18 protein-coding genes are annotated in these 23,805 nt (G+C 50.3%); 11 read left to right on the top strand and 7 right to left on the bottom strand.

The features are described from left to right. Positions 1-10: 10 nt before the first annotated feature. Positions 11-3,094, top strand: a complete 3,084-nt coding sequence (locus AC2YIT_RS04225) for a PVC-type heme-binding CxxCH protein (RefSeq protein WP_487278327.1) — start codon at positions 11-13, stop codon at positions 3,092-3,094. Between the two features lie 38 nt (positions 3,095-3,132). Here AC2YIT_RS04225 and AC2YIT_RS04220 read toward each other — a convergent pair whose 3' ends face one another. Together AC2YIT_RS04220 and AC2YIT_RS04215 are read right to left on the bottom strand one after the other, a co-directional pair. Continuing rightward, positions 3,133-3,378 (bottom strand): hypothetical protein, encoded by a 246-nt coding sequence (locus AC2YIT_RS04220; RefSeq protein WP_430842120.1) that lies wholly within the window; start codon positions 3,376-3,378, stop codon positions 3,133-3,135. Positions 3,379-3,388: 10 nt separating this feature from the next. Continuing rightward, positions 3,389-3,580, bottom strand: coding sequence for a hypothetical protein (locus AC2YIT_RS04215; RefSeq protein WP_430842122.1), 192 nt, complete (start codon positions 3,578-3,580; stop codon positions 3,389-3,391). Positions 3,581-3,755: 175 nt separating this feature from the next. Between AC2YIT_RS04215 and AC2YIT_RS04210 the strand changes: the two genes are divergently transcribed. Together AC2YIT_RS04210 and AC2YIT_RS04205 are read left to right on the top strand one after the other, a co-directional pair. Next, complete coding sequence (locus AC2YIT_RS04210; RefSeq protein ID WP_487278326.1) at positions 3,756-6,458, top strand: PVC-type heme-binding CxxCH protein; 2,703 nt, start codon at positions 3,756-3,758, stop codon at positions 6,456-6,458. An 81-nt stretch (positions 6,459-6,539) separates the two neighbouring features. Then, on the top strand, positions 6,540-7,460 hold the full coding sequence (locus tag AC2YIT_RS04205; protein WP_430842126.1) for a hydroxypyruvate isomerase family protein: 921 nt from the start codon (positions 6,540-6,542) through the stop codon (positions 7,458-7,460). A gap of 112 nt (positions 7,461-7,572) precedes the next feature. Here the strand turns inward: AC2YIT_RS04205 and AC2YIT_RS04200 are convergent, their stop codons facing one another. Beyond that, positions 7,573-7,881 carry an isoamylase early set domain-containing protein gene (locus AC2YIT_RS04200; protein ID WP_487278325.1) on the bottom strand — a complete coding sequence of 103 codons (309 nt, stop codon included), beginning with the start codon at positions 7,879-7,881 and terminating at the stop codon, positions 7,573-7,575. Positions 7,882-8,027: 146 nt separating this feature from the next. Continuing rightward, positions 8,028-10,289 (bottom strand): TonB-dependent receptor, encoded by a 2,262-nt coding sequence (locus tag AC2YIT_RS04195; RefSeq protein ID WP_487278324.1) that lies wholly within the window; start codon positions 10,287-10,289, stop codon positions 8,028-8,030. A 177-nt stretch (positions 10,290-10,466) separates the two neighbouring features. On the opposite strand from AC2YIT_RS04195, the gene AC2YIT_RS04190 reads away from it, so the two are divergent. After that, positions 10,467-10,877 (top strand): DoxX family protein, encoded by a 411-nt coding sequence (locus AC2YIT_RS04190; protein WP_487278323.1) that lies wholly within the window; start codon positions 10,467-10,469, stop codon positions 10,875-10,877. Between the two features lie 67 nt (positions 10,878-10,944). Here AC2YIT_RS04190 and AC2YIT_RS04185 read toward each other — a convergent pair whose 3' ends face one another. Beyond that, complete coding sequence (locus tag AC2YIT_RS04185) at positions 10,945-11,916, bottom strand: aldo/keto reductase (RefSeq protein WP_487278322.1); 972 nt, start codon at positions 11,914-11,916, stop codon at positions 10,945-10,947. 161 nt (positions 11,917-12,077) lie between these two features. Between AC2YIT_RS04185 and AC2YIT_RS04180 the strand changes: the two genes are divergently transcribed. The 6 genes from AC2YIT_RS04180 to AC2YIT_RS04155 all read left to right on the top strand — a co-directional run bounded on the left by AC2YIT_RS04180 (position 12,078) and on the right by AC2YIT_RS04155 (position 18,679). After that, a complete protein-coding gene (locus tag AC2YIT_RS04180; RefSeq protein ID WP_487278321.1) occupies positions 12,078-12,842 on the top strand; it encodes a M23 family metallopeptidase in 765 nt (254 codons plus the stop codon). Positions 12,843-12,908: 66 nt separating this feature from the next. Then, on the top strand, positions 12,909-14,195 hold the full coding sequence (locus AC2YIT_RS04175; protein ID WP_487278320.1) for an aminotransferase class V-fold PLP-dependent enzyme: 1,287 nt from the start codon (positions 12,909-12,911) through the stop codon (positions 14,193-14,195). Positions 14,196-14,378: 183 nt separating this feature from the next. After that, positions 14,379-14,990: a Cj0371 family chemotaxis-regulating polar lipoprotein gene (locus AC2YIT_RS04170; protein WP_487278319.1), complete on the top strand. Its 612-nt coding sequence runs from the start codon at positions 14,379-14,381 to the stop codon at positions 14,988-14,990. A gap of 102 nt (positions 14,991-15,092) precedes the next feature. Further along, on the top strand, positions 15,093-16,265 hold the full coding sequence (locus AC2YIT_RS04165) for a glutathionylspermidine synthase family protein (protein ID WP_487278318.1): 1,173 nt from the start codon (positions 15,093-15,095) through the stop codon (positions 16,263-16,265). 215 nt (positions 16,266-16,480) lie between these two features. Beyond that, entirely contained in the window at positions 16,481-16,813 is a 333-nt protein-coding gene (locus AC2YIT_RS04160; protein WP_487278317.1) for a hypothetical protein, read from the top strand. Between the two features lie 186 nt (positions 16,814-16,999). After that, positions 17,000-18,679 (top strand): glycosyl hydrolase, encoded by a 1,680-nt coding sequence (locus tag AC2YIT_RS04155; RefSeq protein ID WP_487278316.1) that lies wholly within the window; start codon positions 17,000-17,002, stop codon positions 18,677-18,679. On the opposite strand, the gene AC2YIT_RS04150 is transcribed toward AC2YIT_RS04155, so the two are convergent. Together AC2YIT_RS04150 and AC2YIT_RS04145 are read right to left on the bottom strand one after the other, a co-directional pair. After that, the gene (locus AC2YIT_RS04150) at positions 18,676-21,624 is read right to left on the bottom strand and encodes a glycosyltransferase family 2 protein (protein ID WP_487278315.1); all 2,949 of its coding nucleotides are present in this window, start codon (positions 21,622-21,624) and stop codon (positions 18,676-18,678) included. The genes AC2YIT_RS04155 and AC2YIT_RS04150 overlap by 4 nt on opposite strands. Then, entirely contained in the window at positions 21,621-22,838 is a 1,218-nt protein-coding gene (locus tag AC2YIT_RS04145) for a glycoside hydrolase family 2 TIM barrel-domain containing protein (RefSeq protein WP_430842150.1), read from the bottom strand. Before AC2YIT_RS04145 ends, AC2YIT_RS04150 begins: the two co-directional genes overlap by 4 nt. Positions 22,839-23,129: 291 nt before the next feature. Here AC2YIT_RS04145 and AC2YIT_RS04140 point away from each other — a divergent pair, with 291 nt between their 5' ends. Further along, entirely contained in the window at positions 23,130-23,768 is a 639-nt protein-coding gene (locus AC2YIT_RS04140) for a GntR family transcriptional regulator (protein ID WP_487278314.1), read from the top strand. Positions 23,769-23,805 lie beyond the last annotated feature (37 nt).

Here is a 23,805-nt window from a genome sequence, read left to right as displayed (position 1 = left end):
TGATTTACCTATGAACTTCAAAAAATCGCTTATCCTCTTTCCAACTGGTTGCTTGCTGGCCGGTCTGATGGTCGCCTCTTATCAGCGTTCGAACCCCAGTACGATTGACGCCGCTTCGGCCGACACGCTTTACAAAGATCTTACGGATGCCCAAAAGCGTTCGTCGAAATATGCCGTAGCGGGGCTTACGACGGCAAATGGCCTGGAAGCAACGCTTTTTACATCAGAGCCGACGATCACGAATCCGACGAATATCGATGTAGACCACTTGGGGAGGGTCTGGGTTTGTGAAGCGTATAACTATCGTCCGGCGATCAATGGTAACCCCACCAAAAATGAGGGCGACCGCATTATGGTGCTGGAAGATACCAATGGCGATGGCAAGTCCGATAAATCCACGGTCTTTTATCAGGGGGCGGAAATCAATGCGCCGCTGGGTATTTGGGTAATGGGTAACAAGGTGATTGTTTCGCAAAGCCCATACGTGTGGCTTTTCACGGACGAGGACGGCGATTTGAAAGCTGATAAAAAAGAAGTCATTTTTGAAGGTATTGGTGGTGACCAGCACGACCACGGCATGCACGCATTCGTATTCGGGCCGGATGGTAAGTTGTATTTCAATTTTGGAAATGAAGGCGACCACTTGCTCGACGGCAAGGGTAATCCCGTGGTGGGCAAGGATGGCAAGCCGATTGATTTCTCGAAGTTGAGACAAGGAATGGTTTTCCGCTGCGATCCTGATTTTACCAATATTGAAGTACTCGGAAATAACTTCCGTAATAATTTCGAAGTGGCGGTCGACAGTTACGGTACCATGTGGCAGTCGGACAATGACGACGACGGCAACAAAGGTGTCCGTATCAACTACGTAATGCAATACGGCAATTATGGCTATACCGATGAAATGACCGGTGCAGGCTGGCGCGCCAACCGCACGAATATGGAAGACTCGATTCCTTACCGTCACTGGCATTTGAATGACCCGGGCGTGGTGCCGAACCTGCTGCAAACCGGATCTGGTTCGCCGACGGGTATGATCGTTTATGAAGGAAAATTACTTCCCAAGGAATTCTGGGGTCAGATGATCCACTGCGAGCCCGGGCATAATGTAGTCCGTTCGTACCCTGTAAAAAAGGCCGGAGCAGGTTATTCGGCTAAAATCGTGAACATTGTGGACGGCAAGCGCGACCAATGGTTCCGTCCGTCGGATGTTTGCGTAGCGCCGGACGGCTCCCTACTCGTTGCCGATTGGTACGATCCGGCGGTAGGAGGTCACCAGGCGGGTGACCAGGGTAAAGGCCGCATTTATCGGATTGCCCCCGTGAATACACCTTACCGTATCCCGAAATCCGATTTCACGACAATAGCAGGCGCCGTGGAAGCATTGCAAAGCCCCAACCTGTCCGTTCGCTTCCATGCATGGACAGCTTTGAATGGAATGGGTGTTAAGGCTGCGCCGACATTGGAAAAACTTTTTGCGGACAAAGATGCGGAGCCCCGCATGCGTGCGCGGGCGTTGTGGTTGCTTAGTAAATGGCCATTTACCGCGAAGAAAGCCGTCGACAAGGCCATTAAGGATCCCAATGCCGATATCCGTATTGCCGGCCTTCGTGCCGCTTCTGAGTCGAAGCATCTCGATTTGCTGCCATATATCAAGGTATTGGTAAAAGACGCGGAACCGCAGGTTCGCCGCGAATGCGCATTGCTTTTGCACCATAACCCATCACCAGAAGCCCCTGCATTGTGGGCTACCATTGCGCAGCAATATGACGGAAAGGACCGCTGGTACCTCGAAGCCCTCGGGATTGGTGCCGACGGGCAATGGGATTCGTTTTTCAAGGCATGGCTCGGCAAAGCAGGTGCTAACCCGATCGCCACGCAGGCGGGCAAGGATATTGTATGGCGCTCGCGCGGGAAAGAATCTGTGCAGCTGCTGGCTTCGCTGGCGGGTGATCCTACGGTCGATTTGAAAAGCAGATTACGCTACTTCCGTGCGTTCGACTTCAATTCGGCGGGTCGCGAAAAGTCGATGGCACTGCTGAAACTTACGAATGGAACCGGCAAAGAGCAGGATAAGGTGAACGAACTCGTGATGCGCCACCTCGACCCCGCCTTTGTGAAGCAGACACCGGAAGCAATGGCCGCATTGAAAAAAATGCTCGATGCTACTTATGGAACACAGGCTTACCTCGAACTCGTTGCGAAATATGAGCTTTCATCCGAAAATCAGCGGCTTTTGGCGATGACCGAGGAGCAATCGAATAGCCGTGCCGGATCGGCAGCGGCGTCGCAGCTGATTAAGCAAGGCGGAACGCCGATGCTTTGGAAGGTGGTAAAAGGGCAGGACGAGTCCAAAAGTATCGCCGTTTTGACCGCATTGAAATCTGTCGGAAGTAAAGACGCGCTTGATATACTCAGGAAGGTAGCTACCGAAGGCGGCTTTTCGGAAAACCAAAAGATAACTGCAGCGAAATCGTTAGGCGGTACCATGAGCGGTGAAGACCAGGTGCTGGTGTTGCTCAAAGAAGGAAAACTGACCGGCGAAGCAAAAACTGCTGCCGTACAAGGCCTTAACGGTGCCTGGCGGAAATCCGTCAAACTGGAAGCCGCCAAATATCTGGACGGCGCGGCCGTAGCGGCCAAGAAACACCCGGAAGTGAAAGAGCTGGTAGCAATGAAAGGCGATCTGACGAAAGGCAGGCAAGTATTTACATCCTATTGCTCGGTATGCCACCAGGTGAATGGCGAAGGTATGGATTTCGGCCCAAAACTCTCTGAAATCGGAAGCAAGCTCCCGAAAGAGGCCCAATATGCAGCCATCTTAGACCCGAGTGCGGGTATTGGTTTTGGCTACGAAGGCTTTGAAGTGACTTTGAAGGATGGTACCGTTGTTTCCGGTATCATTTCCAGTAAAACCGAAACCGACCTGATCCTCAAATTCCCGGGCGGCTCGACGCAGGAATACAAAATGTCGCAAGTGAAGTCAATCAAGCAGCTCAAAGATTCGATGATGCCGTCCGGCTTGCAGGATGCGATGAGTACGGAAGAGTTGGTGAGTTTGGTAGATTATCTGAGTAATTTAAAGAAGAAGTGATAAATCGAAAATAGGAGCCGGAAGGCTCCTATTTTCGATTATTGGTGTTGGGATTCTGCCAGTTTCATGGCTTCGAATTCGGCGAGGACCTTTTGCACCTCGAAGCTTGATTGTTTTGACTTTTCAATTACATCGTCGGCGAATTGCCTCATGCCATTGGCAAGATACTCCTTGTCTTCCGGGGACGCATTTTGATAGAAAGCTGACCAATCATCGCCTGCTTTTTCGATTGCGTCCAGTGTGTTTGCATCGTACAATGCCTGTATAATCTGTTCCTTTTTCATCGCTTTTCGGTCATTGTTTTAATTGCTTTAATATCTTTTCCAGAATTTCAATGTCTTCTTCAAGGCTTCTAATATAATCCAGAAGCCGGTTGACTCTCTCGTTCGTGGCGCCATCGATCTGGATCAGGCGACGAAGTGACATTTTAGCCTCGCCTTTTTTTAGAAGCTTCTCGGCAATCAAATGCCTGATTTTTTCTTTCATAAATACTGATAGTGCATGTAAATCGTAACGTAATTTACTCACCTTCCAGTTTTAAATCAAGCTACTTCAAATCGCCGAAAGGTTACATTTTTCCGAAACTGCATTTCTTATTTCCCGAAATAGGAGGTATTTTTATAACGTTTTTTGAAATTATCTGCATCATCAAAAATTCGTTTTGAAACAATTTCTTATCGTGAGATCTGCGTGGTGTGCTGCGGTTCTTTTTACCTCCCTTTCATTTCAAGGTTTTAGTCAAGTTGCTGATTCACTAGTAGTTGTTAATCCCGATAGTGCCTATGCGGCATTATCAGAGACGGAGCGGCGCTTCTCGCGTAACGCGGTTGCGGGTGTACAAGCGGCCGAAGGGCTGGAAGCGACACTCTTTGCTTCGGAGCCTAATGTGATTAATCCAATCAATATCGACGTCGACCATCGTGGGCGTGTGTGGGCGTGCGAGGCGTACAATTACCGGCCTGCTGTAAACGGCAAATCGGAACTCGGGCAGGGCGACCGGATTGTGATTTTGGAGGATAAGGATGGCGACGGTAAAGCGGATGTTACCAAGGTCTTTTACCAGGGCCCGGAGCTCAATGCGCCGCTGGGAATTTGGGTCATGGGCAATAAGGCGATTGTTTCACAAAGCCCATATGTGTGGCTTTTCACGGATACCAACGGCGATGATAAGGCCGATACGAAAGAGATTCTTTTCAAAGGCATTGGCGGCTTGCAAAATGACGCGGGTGTGCATGCATTTGTGTTCGGCCCGGATGGTAAGTTCTATTTCAACTTTGGTAATGCAGGACGGCAACTGGTAGACGGGCAGGATCGCCCGCTGCTCGATAAATACGAAAGGCCAATTGATTTCAGGCAATATAAACAAGGTGTGGTTTTCCGCTGCGAACAGGATTTTACCAAGGTGGAGATCATGGCCGAAAACTTCCGGAATGGCTGGGAAGTGGCGGTGGACAGCTACGGTACCATGTGGCAGTCGGACCAGGAGGAACCCGGTAATGGGGCCGATAGGGTCTCCTATGTGATGGAGAATGGTAATTTCGGGTATATCGATGAAATGACCGGTGCAAGCTGGCGCCTTAACCGTACCAACCTCGAAGATGAAATCCCGCGCCGCCACTGGCATCAGAATGATCCCGGCGTAGTGCCCGATTTGCTGGAAACCGGTTCGGGTTTTCCAATGGGCATGACGATTTATGAAGGCGATTTGCTGCCACGGCGCTATTGGGACCAGATTTTACTTGCCGATGCCGGTCAGGGTTACGTGAGCGCGTTTCCGGTGCAGAATGAGGGGGCAGGTTATAAATCGACCGGCATCTTGCCCGTGCTGGAAGGCAAGCGTGACAAATGGTTCCGGCCTACGGACGTCTGCGTAGCTCCGGATGGCTCCCTGATCATTTCCGACTGGTACGATCCGGTAATGGGTTCTAACAAGATGAAAGACCGTAGCCGGGGGCGCATTTACCGTGTGGCGCCGGCGGGCATACCTTACAAAATACCGGTATACGACTTGTCGATCCCCGAGCAGGCGGTAAAAGCATTGCAAAGCCCCAACTTATCGCAGCGTTACCTGGCCTGGAATGCCTGTGTGAAGCACGGCTGGGCGGCAGAACCATTTCTGGAAGAACTTTTTAGATTATATAATGGTAATCCAAAGCTACGGGCCCGCGCATTATGGGTGTTGAACCGCATCGAAGGTTTCAACTACCGTAACCTTGATATCGCTTTCCGTGAGCTGAACCCGAACCTGCGCATTACCGCATTACGCGCCGTACGCCAGCGCAACAGCGATCCGACAGAGTATATCAAGCGTCTCACCTCCGACCGCGATCCGCAGGTGCGCCGTGAATGCGCATTGGCCATTAACCATAACCACACCTACGAAGCATTGGACGTATGGCTTCAACTGGCCAAGCAATATAAAGGTAACGACCGCTGGACCGTGGAAGCGCTGAGCATTGGTGCTTACGATCAATGGGAACGAATATTTCCCGCCTGGCTCGAAAGGCAGGGAGCGAAACCCTGGTTGAGCGACGCTGGAAAGGACATTATCTGGCTCGCACGTACCCGCAAGGCTATTCCGTATTTGAGCGAGCTGGCTGCCGATACATCCGTGAGTTTCAAAAGCAGGCTGCGCTATTTCCGCTCGTTCGACTTTTTTCACGCGGGTTATGAGAAAACGCAGGCCCTGCTCAGTGTTTTGAATGTCCCCTCTTCCGATCGGATCGAAGTGAGTAAGCTGGCGTTGCTGCATTTGGATAAATCATTTGTAACCAACTCGCAACAGGGACTGACCGCGCTGAACAAGCTTCTCGACGAAACTTACGGAACCGAGCATTACATTGACCTCATGACCCGCTACGAGCTGGAGTCGGAAAATGACCGGTTGCTGAAACTGGCTTTGAGTAAATCCGACGAAGTGATCGGCCGTGATGCGGGCGCGCTGTTACTCGAACAGGCCGGGATTTCGTATGTCACCCAAAAGTTGGCCGGTATGAATGACGAAAAGAAGTCGGCATTATTGGCTTCGATACAGACGGTCGGTAGCTCGGAGTCGGTATACCTGTTACGATCGACATTGCTGAATGCCGGCGAACCGATGAGCGTGCGGAAGAATGCGGCGCGCTACCTGGGCGCGAGCTGGCCGGGAGAGGAAGCGGTAGTAAAGCTGCTGAGGAACGAACAGATCGACGGTGAGGTGAAAGAAGCAGCATTGGAAGGTGTGAAGAATGCGTTCCGGGAAGAGATCAAGGCGCAGTTGGCCCTTTATTTACCCAAACCGCCTGTGGAAGAAGCGGTAGCCGCCCCGGCGGAGGAGCCGAAAAGTGGTAAAAAGGAGCGACGGAAACGCAGAAAAAACCAGTAGAACGAAGATTGAGAGGCAATTTTGGGGTATATTTCCGGACTGTACATCTTTACAATCTGTAACAAAAACATCGAAACATTTATGCTCCGCAGAAATTTTGTAAAATCTACCCTTGGTTTGGCTGGTGCCGCAATCGCAGCAGGAGATGCATTGGGCGCCGCTCCTACGGCCAAAAACAAGTTTAAGCTCAAATATGCTTCCCATTTCGGGATGTTTCAGAACAGCGCCGGAAAGGACCTGATCGACCAGCTTAAATTTATGGCAGACCAGGGTTTCATGGCATTGGAAGATAACGGTATGATGGGCCGTCCGGTGGAGCAGCAGGAAGCCATTGCCAAAGAAATGAGCCGTCTGGGAATGGAAATGGGCGTGTTTGTAGTAGATAAAGGAGGGAATGGGGCCAATACTCTGGCCGCAGGCAAGCAGGAATATATCGATATATTTCTCAATGGCTGTAAAAAAGCGGTAGAGGTAGCAAAGCGTGTGAATGCGAAATGGATGACGGTCGTTCCGGGTGATTTTGAAAGAAACCTGCCGATCGGCGTGCAGACAGGCAACGTTATCGACGCATTGCGCCGTGGTGCGGAAATCCTGGAACCACACGGGCTGGTAATGGTGCTCGAACCGCTGAGCGATTCGCCCAACCTCTTCCTGAGAACTTCGGACCAGACTTACGAAATCTGCCGCGGGGTGAACAGCAAGTCGTGCAAGATCCTGTACGATATTTACCACATGCAGAAAAACGAAGGTCGCCTGATTTACAACATCGACCGCACATGGAGTGAAATCGACTACTTCCAGATCGGCGACGAGCCTGGCCGTAAAGAGCCGACAACCGGTGAGATCAACTACAAAAACGTGTTCAAATACATCTACGACCGCAGCAAGAAAGAAGGCAAGTCGTTCATCATGGGTATGGAACACGGAAACTCCAAGCAAGGAAAAGAAGGCGAGGAAGCGCTGATCAGGGCTTATGTGGAGAGTGATAGTTTTGCGATATAGGGACTTCGGCTTTCGGCCGTCGGCTATCAGACTTAATGTTAAGCACTAAAATAAAAAACGCGGCAAGTAGAAGCTACTCGTCGCGTTTTTTGCTTTCAGCCGACAGCCAATTTTAAAGTACCACCACCGAATTCTCGGTAGCATCTACGCCGGCAGGAACATATTTGTCGGCTGCCCAGTCGTTTTCCCACTTCTCGCCGTCTAGGATGTAGCGGAACTGATATTCTCCGGCTCCCAGTTCGAGGCTGGTTTTGAATGAACCGTCTTTTTGTTTTTTCAATGCGATCGCTTCTTCGGGGTTCCAGCCATTGAACTCTCCTACGAGGGCAATTTTCTTTGCGTCAGAGGCCGCCTCGGCAGGAACTGTAAACGTCACTTTGTAAACAGACTTACTTTTTACAAACTGTTTTGTTAATGCCATAACTTGTAGTGTTAATTGGTTGATGGCTCAAAGATACAATCAAAAATTATTCAAATCAATGAATATCAATATTCTAAATGTTTTTAATCTTTGAAAAGTTATATAATAACATTTCATGCGACATTTTTTAATGTCATACTATCAATCTATCTGAGCGTATATCTCAGCCCTAAAAACGCTCTGATGCCCTGATTTGGCGCATATACGTACGATGGATCGAACGTTAGCCGGTAGGGGTTGTCGGGTGTTGCAATTACTTGTCCTTGCTCGTCAAATTTTACATTTTTGTCAAACGGATCATTCGCGCGTGCGATCGAATTGGCAGGCGGAGTGAAGTTGAGCAGGTTCTTAACACCCCCGTAAATTTCCAGCCCGTTGTCAAACTTTTTGGTTACCTGGATATTCTGCAAAGACCATACCGGCGAGTTTGCAGCGCGGGGATCGTCTTCGCTCAGGAGTGGCAGGCGCATAGGGCCGTAAATGTTCCCGGTGTAGTCGAATGAGAGTCCTGCTTTCTGGATTTCGTAGGAAACCGACCACGTTCCGGTGAACTTCTCGGTCAGTACCGGTCTGAAACGCACGCCGTTTTCCTGCTGAAAGTTATCCATATAAGTACCGCCGGCGATAATTTTCAGCGGGAAAGGGAAATTGAAATCAAGGTTCATACTGATTCCCTTCGAAACCGCGTAGCCATCGAGGTTGTCATAAATAATTTCGTTCGGATTGGTGTCGTAGTCAGGCAGGATGCGGTTGGTAAAATGGGTATAGAATACCGAAGCGTCGATTCCGATGAACGAATTGCCGGTTACGATCTTCTTGACCACGTTGATGTTCGCATTCCAGCTTTGTTCGGGTTTCAATGCCTCTTTTAAAACGACTTCACGAGAGCCCGTTAATGCGGCGTGGTCTTCGGTAAACAGGTTCACGATCCGGAAACCACGGCCGATATTCAACCGAATTACGTCCGTTTGGTTGAATTTGTACTTGTAAGCAGCCCTTGGCGTGAAAATGCTTCCGTGCCGGCTGTTGTAATCGTACCGCGCACCCAAAAGAATGGAATGCGGGCCGCTTTTGAACTCGTCCTGAATAAAAATGCCCGGTAGGTATATTTTATCGGCGTGGTCCTGGCCATCGGAGTAGCGGGTCGCGGGGGTATTGTCATTATAAAAGGTGTAGCGGAACGGCGTTCCCATCAGCAGACTGTGCTTTCCGATCTCCTTATCCCACAAAAACTGTGCGAATGCGATCTTCTGGTCGGCATTAAACGGCACGTGGCCATACGCCGAGTTCTGGTTATGGGAGCTGAAAGAATACTGGAGCGTGATTTTCTCGCTGAAAGGAAGCTGGTAGTTCCCCAAAAGCTCGAAGCGTTTGGTGTAAATGCTTTCACCATAAACTTCATCGCCGCCGCGGTAGGAACGGTTCCATTGCATTTGCCCACCCCAGCGGTCTTCGTAATAGTAGCGCGCGGCCACATTGGCTTGCTTGTTGTTTTTCAGGTCGAACGACCATTTGTTGAAGATCGAAATGCGGTTCTGAAGGGTGAGATCGGTGAAGCCGTCCTTGTTGTTATCGACCGGATTTTGGTAATTGAAATAATTGACACCCAGCAAAGAACTGCTTTTAGCGCCGGGAGTGAACTTTACGCCAAGGTCCACATTGTAGTCTCGCCAGGTGGTACTGAAAGCGTCGGCGGAGAATACCGGCGCTTTGGACGGGTTTTTTGTAATAATATTGATCAAACCGCCCACAGCTTCTGAACCGTATAGCGTAGACGCAGGCCCTTTCACAATCTCCACGCGCTCAATCAAGCTGTTGGGAATCCCCGAAAGCCCGTAAACAGTGGAAAGCCCGCTTACCATCGGCATGCCGTCGATGAGTACCATGGTGTAAGGCCCTTCCAGGCCATTAATGTGAATATCGCCCGTGTTGCAGACGTTACAGTTCAGTTGCGGCCGTACGCCATTCACATAACTCAGCCCTTCAAAAATGCTCGGGACCGGGTTTTTATAAATGAATTTGGAAGTAATGATGTCGACCGGCACCGGGCTGTCGAGCTTTGAAACCTCTTTCATAGTACCGGTAACAACCACCTCTTCCAACGCATTAGCGCCCGATTTCATGATAAAATCCTTTCTCACGTCCCGGTCGATCCGAATGTTTTTTTCGGTGATCGTTGGCAATGAAACGTAGCTGACACGAACGGTATAAATACCCCTGGGAATGCCGGTAAGCCGGAAATGCCCGGCGGTGTCGGCCGTGGTGCCGGTTTTTAATTCCTGAATGTAAATCGACGCTCCGAATGCGGGATCGGCCTGGCCTTCGAGTGAAATCGTCCCCGAAAGCGAAAACTGCGCCCAGGCACCGAATGGCAAACAGCTGAACAACAGGAGTAAGCGTAGCTTCATAGTATGGCCGAATTATTAATTTACTTGTATCTGAATATAAATTTAGACAAACCTAAAAATAAAACTTGATATATAAAAATTAAAAATTCGGTTACAGGGAATCGTTCGGGAAACTATCTTCGGCACGGCATTGGTTGTTGCCTTTGCGGAAACCTTTATAAACCAATTTGACTCACTATGCTCAAACGATTTCTGAAACCGACTAAACTGCCGGCTTCGGTGGATTGGGCGGTGCTGATCCTGCGGGTGGGGGTGTCGTGCCTCATGCTTACGCATGGTTACGCCAAGCTCACTACCTTCCTTGGAGGCGATCATTCATTTGCCGACCCGATCGGGATAGGCGAGGAACTGTCTTATGTCCTGACAATCTGTGCCGAGTTCGGCTGCTCGATCCTCATTATCCTCGGGCTGGGGACCCGCGCGGCGCTCATTCCGCTGATCATTACGATGGTGGTGGTGGCTACAATCGTGCATGCCAAAGACCCGTTTGATATGAAAGAACACGCATTGTTGTATCTCTTTCCTTATGCTACATTGTTCCTGACAGGTCCGGGGCGGTTCTCGGTGGACGCAAAATTGTATCGGTAAGGGTCTTCAAAGTGTTAAAAAGCAAAAATGCCTTCCTGCTATGGGGAAGGCATTTTTGCTTAAATAACTATTGCGACCATTTGGTAGGCCGGCGGTCCCAGCGGTGAGCTTTCATTTTTTCGGCCACCGCGGCATCGAGCCGTACGCCGTCGCTCACGGCCACGTTCGAGCGTACGTGCGGGAGCTTGCGCATGCCCGGAATCGTCGTGTGCACATCCGGATTATTGAGGATGAAACGCAACGCGAGTTCGGGCATCGTCATGCCTGCTGGAATATCGGCACGTAATGCTTCGGCGTGGTCCACACTGGCATTCAGGTTTTCGGGTACGAAATAGGTGGAGCGCCAGTCGTCGGCCGGGAATTTGGTTTCCTTGGTCAGCAGGCCAGTGAGCGTTCCTTCATCGAAAGGCACACGGGCGATCACGCCGATATCGAGCTTGCGGCAAAGCGGGAAGAGGTTATCCTCCGGCGCCTGGTCAAAAATGTTGTAAATCACCTGTACGGCATCTATAAGGCCGGTTTCGAGCGTTTTCAAAGCATTGTCCGGCTCCCAGCGGTTGATACTGATACCCCAGGCCGCTACTTTTCCTGCTTTGGTTAGTTTTTGAATGGCTTCTTTCCATTCGTCCTCTTCCGCCCAGGCGTCTTCCCAGACGTGGAATTGCAGCAGGTCGATCTGCTCGGTACCGAGGTTTTGAAGGCTTTTTTCGGTGTATTCCACAATGTAATCGGCCGGAAATACGTCTTTCAGCGCAAATTCGGGGCGTGAGGGCCATTGGCGGTTTTTGGGCGGTATTTTGGTAGCGGCGTAAAGCTTTTTGTCGGGATTGCGTTTGATCAGCTCGCCGAGGATGCGCTCGCTCAGGCCTTCGCCGTAGCCCCAGGCAGTGTCGAAGAAATTGACACCCGATTCGACAGCCAGGTCGAGGGAATCGTCCGTTTCCTTGCGGTCGGAGCCTGTCCAGCCCGCCAGTCCCCACATTCCATAACCTACTTCGCTGATTTCCCAGCCAGTTCGTCCAAAACGACGTTTTTGCATTGTAATCTGATTTTAGTGTTTGACCAATAAAGAACTTCTCTGCATTTATTTAACATAGAACGGATACCTTTGCAGCGCTTTTTTATTAGTGAGCCTTCTCGCTATCGTTCCTCAAAAACAGGGTTTAAGTGAAAAAAAAGGGGTTGATTAACGCATTGTTGATGACATTTAAAAGAATTGCCGGGATTGTGTTGGTGATTTGTGTGGCTGGTTTGACGAACCAGAGTGAATCTTCCGATAAAATTGCAGAATACTGCCGGACTTTCCATCAGATACAGATGGATATCCGCGATAATGTGATCACACCCGATTCGGCACGCGCAGCATTCGGGGCGGTTATGCGCAGTCTGCGGGCGGAATTCAGAAGAGACACCTGCCGGTCGATCGACTCATCCTATTTCGTTTATCCGATCAAAGGCTATACGGCCAGGGAGTCGGTGGGTTCGAGAGGACGTGGTTACCGGCCCAACAGCTTTGATCTTTTCGATATGAATGTGACCGGCAGCCATCCTGCCCACGATTTGTTTGTGCGCGACAAGGACCAGGACGTGCTCGACGACCGAACCTGGCAGCCCATCGACGTGCTCGCATTCACCTCGGGCCTCGTAGTGGCCACTGAAACCAGCTGGAAATACGACAGCGAATACCGTGGCGGCAACTGGATATGGATTTACGATCCCTGCCTTGACGGCCTTTTCTATTATGCCCATAACAATATCGTGGAGGTCCAGCCGGGGCAATGGGTAAATGCCGGTGACAAGATTTCAGAAATGGGGCGCACCGGCTATAATGCCTACCAGAAGCGCTCACCCACCCATTTGCATCTGATGTTCCTGCAACTCGACGTCGACGGGCTGCCCATGCCTGCCAATACCTACGAATGGCTGAAAGAAGCGGCTGTGAGGGACGGTTTAGGGGCTGAGTAATTGGGATTGAAGTAGATATTCAATATATTGTACTTCACTCCATTACTATTCCTTAAACAAAATTGTATGAACAACCGCCGTTCCTTTTTCCGGAAGAGTGCTGCCTTGGGTATGGGCGCTTTCGGGATCAACAGCCTTTTCAATCAGCTCCACGCCGAGCAATTCCTCGAAGCAGAACAACTCTGGAACCCCGCCAGTGAAAGCAATGAAGAATACTGGTCGGTGATCCAGGACGCTTACACCGCCAGCAAAAGCGAAATCATTATCCTCAACAACGGCGGAGTGTCTCCCTCGCCGATTGTAGTGCAGGAAGCTTTAGACAAATACAACAGAGCCGCTGCGCAGGGGCCGTCATATTACATGTGGCGCATTATGGACAAGGGCCGCGAGCCGCTTCGCCAGCGCCTGGCCAAGCTGGCCGGGACCGATGCCGAGGAAATCGCGATCAATCGCAATGCCACGGAGGCATTGAATACCATTATTTTCGGACTACCACTGGAAAAGGGCGACGAGGTGATCGGTACTTTGCAGGATTATCCGAATATGGTACAAGCCTGGAAACAGCGCCAGATGCGGGACGGCATCGTGTACAAGCAGCTTTCTTTTGATTTTCCCATTGAAAACAAGGAGCAAATCGTAAAAGCATACGCCGACGCTATTACTCCAAGGACTAAGATCATCCACGTAACGCATATCATCAACTGGGTCGGGCAGATTATGCCGGTCAGGGAGATTTCCCAAATGGCACATGCCAAGGGGATCGAAGTGGTTTGCGATGGTGCGCATACATTCGGATTGCTGGATTATAAAATTCCCGACCTGGAATGCGACTACTTCGGCACCAGTCTGCATAAATTCCTCAGTGCACCGGTGGGAAGCGGGATGATGTGGATCAAAAAGGATAAAATCGAGAAAATATGGCCGCTGCTTTGTAACAGCGAGCCGAAAAGCGGTAATATCCGCAAGTTTGAAACGCTCGGCACGCGCAGCTTCCCGATCGAACAGGCGATCGGCGAGGCGATTAACTTCCAGGAAGGCATTGGTAACAAGCGTAAGCAGGATCGCATTCATTATCTCAAAAAATATTGGGCTGAGAAAGCTGCGCAAATCCCTGGAGTGAAAATCCACACCTCTTTGAAACCGGAATTTTCCTGTGCGATCGCCGGCGTCAGCATCGAGGGCATGAAACCCGAGGAACTCGATGGCAAGTTGATGAAGGACTATCAAATACATACCGTCGGGATCAATTGGGAAAACATCCATTGCGTGCGCGTGACGCCGCACGTGTACACAAAAACCAGCGACCTGGATAAGTTGGTAGGCGCTATCGAGAAAATCGCGAAGAAGGCCTGATATTTTTAATCATTAATATGCATGGAGCATAGCTGGGTTAGCTGCCGGTTATGCTCCCATTTTTTTGCCGCCTGTAAGTCCACAGGGTAGGATATCCACCGGAAACGCCACTGGCACGAATCATAAGCCAACGGCCGTTTTCATGCATTACTTTTGAGAAATCCTCAATAGAAAATCAACATTATGACACAGTTACGAAAGGGTTCTTTTATCAAAAAGGTAAAAGACATCGGCATGGGCGGCGCATTGGCGCTGGCGCTGCTGTCGGGGACGGCGCTCGTTTCCTGTTCTTCGAATGATGATGAATCGGAATATAGTTATGAAGAAACAACTTACAGTAAAGGCATCCGGTCGCATATCAGGGAGGTAAGCCCGGGAGAATTTAAGATTATCAGTGAAGAAAACGTCCCGGCCGACAGTTCCGTGGCGATCGTCTCGTACCTCGATGGCCATAAAGACACGCTGAACCCGATGGCAGCCAAGGCGTTGATCGACCAGGAAATCCGCTCGAACCCGCATATGGGCTATCACAGCGGACTTTCGAGCATGTTGCTGTATGGGGGAATGGGTTATTTGCTGGGTCGTAACTCGTCCTATTCTTATATGAACAACTACCGCGACAGAATGGATATGGAGCGGAGCAGGTCGTTTTACGCCAACCCGGGCGCGTGGGCAAGCTCCCGCAGCGCGACGCTGGGTGTCGAAAGTTCCCGGTCGGTACGGACAGTGACAACAAGGCCCTCGGGAGGCCGTAAAGGTTTCTTCGGAAGGTCGTCGGGAAGAAGTGGCGGCTAGGAGAGTTCAGAGTTTATGAGTTTAAAGTTCATGAGATTGAATTTTATGAGCTTTTATATCCTACTCGTAGACTAATGAACTTCTAAACTTTAAACTTAAAATATGGTGAAGTTGAAATCATTGTCCAATCCGCCGCAAGCTGCGTTACAGAAAGCCGGTTGGGATTGGGCGCTTGGCACGGATACAGCTCCGTACGTAGTGAACGACATGGTGGTCGTAGCCGAGCAACAAGCCGAAAGCTACTACGAGGCTGCAGGTACCTTATATGATATGTTGATCGAAGCGGGACAATATGCCATTGATCACAACCTTTTCCGCGAAATGGGTATTCCCGAAAACCTGGTCGAACTAATCAAATTCTCGTGGAGCGACGACCGGCAGATACATCTGTATGGCCGTTTTGATCTGGCTGGCGGATTTGACGACGAACCGGTTAAACTGATCGAATTCAATGCGGATACGGCTACTTGCATTCCCGAAACGGCCGTCGTGCAATGGGCGCATTTGCGGATGAACGGAATGGATGAATCCAAGCAATTTAACACGCTGTTTGAAACCCTGGTGGGGCAGTTTGTTTATTTAAAGGAGGAAAACAGCGATCTGACGCCATCGATGCTCTTTTCCGCGATGCGCGGCTATCCCGAGGACGATACCAATGTGGCGGTACTGATGGAAGCGGCGAAAGAAGCCGGCTTCGATGTAGAATTCGCCTATATCGACGACGTGGAGTTTTCGAATGGCGAGGGAATATTCTACCAGGAGCCGCAACACGGACATTTCGTACGGTTTGATTTCTGGTTCAAACTGGTGCCTTGGGAGCACATCGGCACAGATGAACCGGAATTGGCCGCAATGCTGACGGAAATCGTCGAAAACAGGAAGGCAGTGGTGCTGAATCCTGCCTATACATTGCTGTTCCAGTCTAAATATATTCTGAAAATCCTGTGGGATCTTTACCCATACCATCCATTGCTGCTACAAACGGAACGCGAGGTGCTGCTGCATAAAAAATCGGTGAGCAAGGTATTGCTGGGCCGTGAGGGTGCGAATGTGGTTATCCATGATGAAAACGGCGGCGTGCTGGAAACCGCTGCGGGCGAATACGACGATCAGTCACGCATTTACCAGGAATATGTCACTCTTCCGATGGACGCAGGCGGCTACACCTACCAGGCTGGAGTGTTCTATGCCGGTGAGGCGTGCGCACTCGGCTTCAGGCGGGGCGGGAAGATTCTGGACAATACGGCACAGTTTGTGGGGCATATTGTGGATTAGTGAAATACGTAAATTTACTTGCCTCTTAATCAGGTTGTTACCGGAGGATCATTGAATTGACCGTTTACTAATCATTTTACTGAAATATCCCTCGCTACGGCGAAGTTTGTGAAAGTTTTACAGGCGCTGCTGGTATGAAAGTTTTAAGGAAGCCCCGCAAACATCGTCAGCAGTTCAGCAATATTCATCGATCCTTAATACTTAAAAGACAAGTCATGATTCACGAGAAAATTTTCCAACTAAAAAGCGGCAGGGAGGTCAAAGTCGTTGTAAAAAGTTACTTCCTCCACGACAGCCCGCAGCGTGATACCGATTGCGAGATTTTAATCCGCGAACCTAAAGAAAAATACTTCCGCACTCCCATCGGGGTCAATCACCCTCAATACTGGAAAATGAAGCGGTCCAGCGCACAACAGGCCAAAGTTCTTCTGATGGAATACAGCGGCATCACCCAGCGTCAGATCAACCAGGCCATTGCCGAATTTAACCGCATCCTGAGCCATCCGCCAACACACATCGGCTTTCAATATGAAAGTGAGCTGGTTTAGGAAACGGTTAAGCTTTCATGCAAAGCACTAAGTAGGGAATAAGTAACACACACTGGTAACCGGGCATGGTCAGAAACACTAGGGGCTGACCATCGTCCGGTTCTTTTTTATGTACTTACCTCTATCTTATGCTTTACGATCCGGCGAATTTGCTAACTTAAGCCCGCAGCATTTTTTCAGGGTTTCATGAAGGCAAAAGGCGTTCTCCTACCAGCCGCAGGGCTGGTATTGATCGGGGCATTCGCGTTTTATTGGATGCGATTTTCTCCGTTTTCAAAATCCGGCAAATACTCCTCGGATGTATTGAATGCTGCTTTTGCAGAGCAGCCGGTAGGTTATATCAACCGGGCCGACTCACTGGGCGTAACCACGCCGGGGCTTCAACACATTTCAATTCAGCTCTATCCGAATACGGCAGATACGGCACTGGCAGCCGCATTAAAAGACCTCGCTGCGGACAAAGATTTGCTATTGACTGTCGTGGCCGGGCAGAAAGCTGCGCTACGTATGGTCAGGGACGGGGACTTCGACGACGCCCTGCGTTCGCTATGCAGCCTGTTGCCCGACAAGAAACGCATTTATCTGCGTTGGGATCCGGATATGGAAGTGCCGGTTCAAAGGCACTCCTGGCAATACCAATCTCCGGCTGACTATATCAAGGCGTTTAGGCATGTGTCCGAGATTTGTCGGAATGTAAAGCCCGGGCTCCTGGTTATGTGGTCGCCGGCCGGTTATCCCGGGACGGAAGAATACTGGCCGGGAGATGACGTAATAGATGCCGTCGGAATCTCCGTCAATGGGGAGAGTGAGCTTTCGGCGACCGCCTTTCCGCCGGACCCCGACCGCCGGACTGCACTCAGGAGGAAACTGATCCGGACCCGGTTTATGAGCAAACCGGTTTGGGTTTTTGCTTCCGGCGACGACAGCCTTGTGAATGCGTTGCGAGTTGATTTGAGAGAAGCTGTAAAGGGGATTAAGCCAGATTCCGGATTTCTTTTTCAGAAGTACGTGACAAACGAGCCGGCGGGGAGGCCAGCGAATGCCATGCCGCTTTTGGGGGTGTACGATCCCCGCCTGGCACTTACGGGCTCCAAAGACGTGCATGTCGAGCATTTGTTTGTGGATTTGGGTAACATCCAAACGGGTGCTTTTGCCAGGGACTTTGAAGCAGTTACAAGGCGCGGGCATGAGGTGATCGTCAGCGTGGAGCCCTGGCGGGATGGCAAGGTCAGGAAGGATCCTTCGGTGTTGAAAAATACGATTTCGGGAGTCTATGATGAGGAATTCAAATCACTGTTTAATACAATTTCAAAGACTAACCGTCCGGTTTACGTTCGTTTTGCGCATGAAATGGAAATCCCTATCCATCGGTATGCATGGCAAAGTCAGGATCCGGCTTTGTATATCCGGGCATTCCGGTATTTTATGGAATTCGGAAAAGGTATTAAAAATGTGAAGAAAGTGTGGGGACCCGCCGGTGACCGGGGCTCCATGGAGTGGTACCCTGGTAACGACGTAGTCGATTTGGTAAGCATCGCTATTTACGGCCTGCCGGATAAGAATATTACTGACCCTACGAAACAGGAGCCCTTTGAAGCGATTTTCAACCGTAAGGTATGGCGTGTGCGTCTGGCATCAAAGCCGATCTTTATCACGGAATTCGGCGTGAAAGGGCCGGAAGATTTTCAATCCGAATGGCTGGAAAAAGCCGCGGCCGTGTTAGCAGACCACAAGGAAGTGGTCGGTGTATGTTACTTCAATCTCGCTGATAATCCGAAAGTATGGGGTGATATTCCAGCACCGGATTGGGGAATCAGCCTATCTACATTCAATCGTTTTGTTGAGGCATTGGATTCGAATCGCTAAGGGTTCCGAGGCCCTTGTTTTGGTTCTAATGGCGTATTGAGCTGAGATTCAATAATCGCATTGACAGTTCCAGCCTGAACTACGTACAAATACAACCGGTAAAGTGACGGGTGCTTAGGTATAGTCAAGGTCAACCGCGGGCCATTCCCCACGTCCATGATTTCGACCGGGTTATTGAAGCCGTCCGTTCTGGCAAGTTTCCATTCGAACTGCGTGCCCTTTGCAGGCTCCTGGACGACTTTCCATTGATCATTTTGCAGGGTGATTGCGTGGTAATCCAGTGCGGAGCCCTCGAAGGTGCCCAATGCGGGCTTCAGGATTTTGAAATGAGGGGCGGGCTGCGGCATATTTTGGTTGCCCCAAATTGCTTCCAGCACATGAAGTGAGCGCTTTGGCCGTCCCGCATAGTCGTGCAGGCCATCAAAACTTACTTGTTCAGATATCTTCTCATCCTGCCAATTGGAAATGAATGTTCCTGCACGCCGTTCTCCGGCACCAGCAAATGCATTCGCACCTATGTAGCTGAAATAGAATGGCACTGTAAGTTCCCGGAATGCGGACTCATCCGGCTTTTTTTCAACGTCCGTCAAAACAAGTCCGACAGCATCGATGGCCGGGGCAACCCGTTTGACGAGATATGCCAGATTTTGCGTTTCGGGATTCAGTTCGAGATCTACCGTCACAGGGCGCGAGCCGTCGATCTTTTTGATCCCAGCACTGACCTTTTTTAACCAATATAAATACTGTTTCTGCTCCCCGGTATGCTCCGAGCGCCGGTGGCGCTGGATAGCCGCATTGCCGATGTTCCAGGAAACAATGTGTTTTTGACTTTGAAGCCGGCTTACCGTCATTAATATTTCATTCGCCAGATCGTCGGCACCACCGGGATCGTCTACGAAATCGAGCGTTTCGGGCACCCAGAAAGTGTAGTGTACCCCGATCCCCGCGCGGGAAGTTGCCATAAGGACATTGTAATCATAAATACCAGGTCCAAAATGCCGGATCGCGTGGATACCCGCTTTCTGCATTTGCCTTAGATCGGCTTGGAGTTCATGTTTCGTAAATGCAGGGTATCTCCGCGACCAATTGTGTCCTTTGGTATAGTTCACACCCCGCGTTCCTTCAAAAAACAAAACCGGCTTATGCGAGTGTGTGCCGCTTGTATCAGGCTCACGCACGCCCATGGCACGAAAGAGGGCAGGTAAATCCGGAAGCCGCCCAGGCTTTTGCTTCGTGAGGCTGAGTGCATATGCCTGATTTTCCCTGGCTGCCGCCAGACTATATTCCAGTTTGGGATTAAAGCGCCGGAAATAAATGATGACGCTGATAAGCAGCACCGTGATCAGGAATGCAGAGGTTCGGACGCCGCTGTAAATGCGACGCCGCAGGATCCAGAAATTGCCTTTCAACTCCTTAATAGCTTTGGTCATGGTGTTCAATGAGGGTGAGGAGCCCGAAAATGCGCGGATCTGCTGTTGCCGGCTTGCCGCGATCGTGAAGCACATGAAGAAGCAATTCAGGCCTGCGAAGCCGGCCATAATGAGGTTGTAGGGATTCAGGTCCTGATAGAGACCGTATACGATTGCCAGCAGCGAGACACCCAAGACAGCTAAGTTAGGAACGTTCAGTGGCCAGTTATTGGCCTCATTGCCGTCTTTAGGTGTGGGTACGTAAGGGATTTTCTTGCCTGAAATCGTATACAGCACGCCCAGGATGAATATCCACCAGGTTCCTATCATCAATAGCCCGCCTACTACGTGGAATCCCCGTTCTCCGTCCTCCATAACCCACCATTGCACGAAATGCCGGATCAGAATGACACAGGAGACCATCGGCAGACTGACCAGAAGGAAATCCGTAAGATCGAAATGCATCGGGCTCACGTCCAGCACCAGTGCCAGAATGGGGATCAGGAAGTTGATCAGGAAAATGAAGCCCGACAAGTAATGCAGCGGAATGGTGCCGTAATGAATGCGCTGAGCCCACGTGAACTTTGAAAACAGTTTCGGATATACGTGGACAAACAAGTCAAATACCCCGCGGGACCATTTGAGTTGTTGTTTATAATAGGCCGAGAGTGTGGAAGGTACCAATCCCCGCGCGAGCACCGCCGGAACGTACACCGATTTCCAGCCCTTTGCATGCAGCTGCATGGATGTGTGCATGTCTTCGGCGAGCCCGGCCGCATGCCCGCCTATGGAATCCAGCGCCGTTCGTCGGAAAGTGCAGTTGGCACCAATCGCAAGCACGGTTCCATAGTGGTTCATGGTCATCATCATCGGGCCGTAAAACTGGTAGGTCTGCTGCGCTGCACCTTTGGCAATCAATCCTTCATCGTGGTTTTTGTAGGCCTGCACAATTTGTACATAACCGATTTCGGGGTTGTCGAAATGGGAGACGATCGGGTCCAGGAAATCGGGAAACGGGACGTGATCGGGGTCGAGGACGACACAAAGTTCTCCTTTTGAAATACTCAATGCATTATTGATGTTTCCTGCCTTGGCGTTCCGCTTGTCGGTGCGCGTTACGTGGTGTACGCCCAGCTGTACGCATACATCGCGCAGGTAAGGGTCGTCGGCTTCGTCGCACAGATAGGTTTCATGCGGGTAGGTAATGGCCTGGATCGCGGTCAGTGTCTCGACGATCATTTCATACGGCTCGCCGGCACAGAAAGTGGTGAAAATATCGACCGTATACCGGCGCGTCAGCGGCGGCGTGGGCGGTACGGTAATGAACAGGTAATGGTACCATTCATGCAACACTTTCAGGCAGGTGAAAACAAATGTGATCACGAGCATCCAGTACAATGGCGCGTAGCCCCTGACGGCCTCGGAGAGGACACTGGATAGGAAAAATCCCATCGACACTAGTCCGAAGAAAATCATCAGCCGGAGCATGATCAGTTGCTTGCGGGTGGGGGGCTTTACATATAATGCTTGCTTCATGGAGGACTTACGACGTAAAAAGGAGTGTTACATGAAGCGAAGTTTCCGGCGTGGTCGTAAATTGTGGCAAAAAGCCGGTACGGGCCTTCCTCCTGCGGGACTGCAAACGAAAGCCGTAAGTTTTGGCCGGAGTTCTCGGCCGTCGCGATGGGTTCCAGTTTTCGGGTGCTGTTGATCCGATTTTCGCGATACCAATCTTCTCTGAATACTTGCCAACGGATCGACCGTATACGATTGTGCCCTTTGAAGAGAAGCACTTCCGCAGATGCGGAGGCCGACGGGTTGAGCAATATGTTGTCACGTGCGCCCCGGTTGTTCAGCAGCATGTATTTTATTTCGGGATAAATAACCGGCGAGGGTTGGCCTGTCCAGATCCCTTGCATCGTACCGACCGCCTCTGAAGCATGGCCGTCTTCGTCGAATATGCTGAACCACGTGTGTGTAGTTTCCTGTTTGTTTCCCCAAAAGAAGACGCAGGCTCCCAAAAACCGGGGATCTTCCACCGGCATATGTTGCCGGTAACGTTGCTGGTAAATGTCAGCTTTCTTTTTGCTGGTATCCTCGATGTAAGCGCCCCAGGCCGTTTGTTCGGTGCCCTCCCAGGGACCGTTGATCCCCCATTCGAGCAGCATATACGGACCTTTCCAGAACCAGGCCATATCGGCGAGATCTTCACGAAGCAATGGAAGATTGCTGAAAATATTAAACGAGATCACGTCGATATGGCAGCGCAGCCCGATGTTGAAAATATATTTCGGGTTGAAATTCAGGATCGTAGTGGTGACGGGATGGTCCGGATCCTCGCGATGGATCATGTCCGTAAGCGCGTTAAACGAGTCGTAAAAGTCCCCATAAGTCCATTTATAAGGAAAGTCGAGCTCGTTACCCAGGCACCACATCAGTACCGCAGGATGGTTTCTGAACCGTTTGATAACCGATTGCAATGCCCGATATCTGGTTTTAGTAATTTCAGGATTGTTGTAAAAAGAAATGTCGCCGCTATTGGGAAGCGGAAGCCCTACGATAACCGCCAGGCCATGTGCCTGTGCACTGTCGAGAATCTGAGCGAGATGCGTGGTGTCCCAGGTTCGTAGGGTATTTCCACCCGCTTCATGGAGTTCGCGGAAATGGGATTCCCCCCCGGCGCCCCTGATGTTGTAAGGTTTTCCGTTTCTTATAACGGTGTACCTGCCGTTCTTGTGCTCGATGTACACTTTCGCCGACCTGTTTGGTCGTTTTTCACGCAGACACCCAGACAAGATCATGGAAAGCGTCAAAGCTAACAGCAATAGTGAGTGGATACGGATGGACAAGGTCGGGCTTAGTTGTAACCTGAGGCTGAGTTCTGATGAGTAAAATACGATAAAAATGGCTTAAAACAGAAATAGTTTCTTAAATCTGTATAGAAGTACATAGATTGTATGCACATATAGAAGTTATGAATATTGCTTACCTTTATATAAATGTTTTAGTTTACTAAATTTTGAATTTTTGTTTACATTAAAATGAAGGAAGACTCACTCTCGAACAGGGCATATACGGAACTGCGGAAGAAGATACTCTCCAATCAGCTCACATCAGGGACGCGACTGAAAGAGGATGAATGGTCTAAAAAGCTGGATGTCAATAGGATGGCCATTCGAGAGGCCCTGACCAGGCTGCTTGGTGAGCAACTGATCGTGCAAGGGGAAAAGGGGGGCTTTTTTGTGAAGACCCTTACCCTTGAAGACAGCCACAAGATCCGGGAACTCCGCGAGATATTGGAGATAGGTGCATTGAGGCTGCTCATTCAGAAAGTCACAACGGAACAGGTCGCAGAACTGGATCGTATTTGTGATGACTTTTCGTCCATGGTTGAGCGCGGGTATTTCGGAGGGGCGTGCGAGGCGGATGTGAAGTTTCATGAAACTTTGATAGAATGTGCTGGTAATGAAAGGCTCATGGAGCTATATCAGGCTAGTAATATCCCCTTGTTTCATCAAAAGCTGGGTAAAACCCAGACGCATATGGACGATTACGAACTTACCGATCAGGAGCATCGTGAAATTGTGGCGGGCATTAAAGATCGCGATATCAAACGTGCGGAAGAGGCGCTTTTGAAACATCTTATACGTGGCGAAGTGGCATCAATCGACCTGACCTAGTTGCTTCAAAACGCATATTGTAGTTCTTTAGGCCGGT

Source organism: Dyadobacter sp. SRI_021 (genome assembly GCF_057586235.1).
This window is presented reverse-complemented; position numbering and strand designations above follow the sequence as displayed.

Coding starts and splice junctions, on each gene's coding strand:
- AC2YIT_RS04225 (WP_487278327.1), top strand. CDS start 11: ATGAACTTCAAAAAATCGCTTATCCTCTTTCCAACTGGTTGCTTGCTG.
- AC2YIT_RS04220 (WP_430842120.1), bottom strand. CDS start 3,378: ATGAAAAAGGAACAGATTATACAGGCATTGTACGATGCAAACACACTG.
- AC2YIT_RS04215 (WP_430842122.1), bottom strand. CDS start 3,580: ATGAAAGAAAAAATCAGGCATTTGATTGCCGAGAAGCTTCTAAAAAAA.
- AC2YIT_RS04205 (WP_430842126.1), top strand. CDS start 6,540: ATGCTCCGCAGAAATTTTGTAAAATCTACCCTTGGTTTGGCTGGTGCC.
- AC2YIT_RS04200 (WP_487278325.1), bottom strand. CDS start 7,881: ATGGCATTAACAAAACAGTTTGTAAAAAGTAAGTCTGTTTACAAAGTG.
- AC2YIT_RS04195 (WP_487278324.1), bottom strand. CDS start 10,289: ATGAAGCTACGCTTACTCCTGTTGTTCAGCTGTTTGCCATTCGGTGCC.
- AC2YIT_RS04190 (WP_487278323.1), top strand. CDS start 10,467: ATGCTCAAACGATTTCTGAAACCGACTAAACTGCCGGCTTCGGTGGAT.
- AC2YIT_RS04185 (WP_487278322.1), bottom strand. CDS start 11,916: ATGCAAAAACGTCGTTTTGGACGAACTGGCTGGGAAATCAGCGAAGTA.
- AC2YIT_RS04180 (WP_487278321.1), top strand. CDS start 12,078: ATGACATTTAAAAGAATTGCCGGGATTGTGTTGGTGATTTGTGTGGCT.
- AC2YIT_RS04175 (WP_487278320.1), top strand. CDS start 12,909: ATGAACAACCGCCGTTCCTTTTTCCGGAAGAGTGCTGCCTTGGGTATG.
- AC2YIT_RS04170 (WP_487278319.1), top strand. CDS start 14,379: ATGACACAGTTACGAAAGGGTTCTTTTATCAAAAAGGTAAAAGACATC.
- AC2YIT_RS04165 (WP_487278318.1), top strand. CDS start 15,093: ATGGTGAAGTTGAAATCATTGTCCAATCCGCCGCAAGCTGCGTTACAG.
- AC2YIT_RS04160 (WP_487278317.1), top strand. CDS start 16,481: ATGATTCACGAGAAAATTTTCCAACTAAAAAGCGGCAGGGAGGTCAAA.
- AC2YIT_RS04155 (WP_487278316.1), top strand. CDS start 17,000: ATGAAGGCAAAAGGCGTTCTCCTACCAGCCGCAGGGCTGGTATTGATC.
- AC2YIT_RS04150 (WP_487278315.1), bottom strand. CDS start 21,624: ATGAAGCAAGCATTATATGTAAAGCCCCCCACCCGCAAGCAACTGATC.
- AC2YIT_RS04140 (WP_487278314.1), top strand. CDS start 23,130: ATGAAGGAAGACTCACTCTCGAACAGGGCATATACGGAACTGCGGAAG.